We start from the raw sequence: 2,046 nt of genomic DNA on the forward strand, positions 1-2,046 counted from the left end.
CATCCGCTGAATTTTCCGCTACGGCTGGGCAGCCACTCCGTCACCCTTCAGATAGGTATCGAGGAAGGCCAGGATCTTGCCGTACCCTTCGATCTGATTCTTCTTCTTGCTGAATCCGTGGCCTTCGTCGTCGAATACGACGTATTCGACCGGCACGTTGTTCTTGCGCACCGCGGCGACGATGTCATCGGATTCGGGCAAGATCACGCGTGGATCGTTCTTTCCCTGCAAGACCATCAGCGGCTTGTTGATGTTCTCGGCATGGAACACGGGCGAGATTGCAATGAGCATCTCGCGCTGGGTTTCCGGGTTTCCGATCTCCTGGTAAAGCGCCTCGCGAAAACTCTCCCAGTAAGGCGGGATACTTTCCAGTGTGCGCAACCAGTTGCTGACGCCGAAGATATCAACGCCAACCTTGAACTCGTCTGGCTGGAAGGCAAGCGCAGCGAGAACCATGTAGCCGCCATAGCTGCCACCGATGATGCCAATGCGTTCGCCATCGACATAGTCGAGCGACTGCAGATATTTCTTTGCGTCCACGCAATCCTGCAACGGCTCATGGCCATGCTTCTGGTCATCGGCGGCGAAAAAGGTCTTGCCGTAGCCGGAGCTGCCACGGTTGTTGATTCCAAGCACGACGTAGCCGTTGTTGGCGAGGAATTGCGCAATCGTGTTGTAGCCGCGCGTGGTCTGACCACCGGGGCCGCCATGAACCCATACCAGTGCCGGCAGCTTGTTGCTCGCCGCAGCCTGGTGCGGTTTCCACAGGATGTTCGGAATTTCCATGCCGTCGGAGCTATTGAAACGTACGACGGCGGAATCCACCAGGTCGGCCGGATCGATCTTGTCGCTCAAGGACGTGGTCAAGCGCTGCGCAACGGGCTGACCGAGTTCGAGCATGTAGAGCTCGCTGGGCAGGCGATCACCATTGACATAAAACGCCATGCGCTGCTCCGAGCGCGCAATCGTCACGCCGCGAATTTCGCCTGCCGGCAAATCCGCTATTTCGACCGGCTGGCCACTGGCAACTTCGGTAATCGAGACCTGGGTGCTGCCATCTACATTGGTGCCGACGACCAGATATTTGCCGGCATGCGAGTAACGCACGTAGACGATATCCCAGGGAGCATCCTGCACGTCTTCATGCTTGCTGTCCGCGATCATGTATCGGCGCAGTCGCTTGAATTCACTGCCTTCATCGCTGAGATAGAGAAGACTGGCCGAATCCGGCGAAAAGATTTCGGCCGAGTAGCTGGCATTGCCTTCGTGCGGAGTGAGGTCGATCGTCTTGTTGTTCTGGCGATCGAAGAGGAACAGGTTGTTGTCGTTTGTCGTGCGTGTTTTCGACAAGGCCAGCCAGCGCTCGTCGGGAGAGAGTGCGGCAATCTCGTAGCCTTCCTTGTTCTCGTACAGACGGGTGCGCTCGTAGGATTTGATGTCATAGCGATAGAGATCAAAGAATTTTTCGTCGCGCTCGTTGGTTGCGATGTAGAACGCCGCGTCATCGTCGCTGAAGCCTGCGAACTGCGCCTTGAGATTTTCGCCCGGTGTCAGGTCCGTCTCGACACCATCAACGTCGACCACGTAGACATGATCGAGCTCGTTGCCACCCTGGTCACGCGAGACCAGCTTGCGATCGTCATTCGGAAACCAGGCTTCGGCGTAGATGTTTTCGGTTGTCGAGGTGGTCACTGGCACCCACTCGCCACCACCCACCGGCATCGTGTAGGCATTCCAGATACCGGACTTGTTCGACGAGAACAGGATGCGGCTCTCGTCGGGAGAGAAGGACGCACCGGCGATGCCAGTAGTATCAATGAAATCCTCGACCGGATGATGCTTTGACGGACGGCTGACCTCGACCGGTGCGGGAGCGGCCGCCGCTTCGACTCCGGTCTTTGACTGGTCCGGTGCGGGCGCACAGGCGACAAGCCCTGCCAGCAAAGCGACGATGAGACTTGATGAAAGCAGGCGCGGGCAAGTCATCTGAATTTTCCTCAATGGATTTGATGCCCGACGCTAGCACAGCAGTGCACGGGCACAAGT

1 protein-coding gene is annotated in these 2,046 nt (G+C 57.5%); it reads right to left on the reverse strand.

Features of this window, described 5'->3' with window-relative positions:
* Positions 1–18: 18 nt before the first annotated feature.
* Positions 19–1,986, reverse strand: coding sequence for an alpha/beta fold hydrolase (locus WBP53_RS06175; protein WP_423926997.1), 1,968 nt, complete (start codon positions 1,984–1,986; stop codon positions 19–21).
* Between the last annotated feature and the right edge of the window lie 60 nt (positions 1,987–2,046).

Source organism: Dokdonella sp. (assembly GCF_049593775.1).
In the GTDB taxonomy this organism is placed as follows: Bacteria; Pseudomonadota; Gammaproteobacteria; order Xanthomonadales; family Rhodanobacteraceae; genus Dokdonella.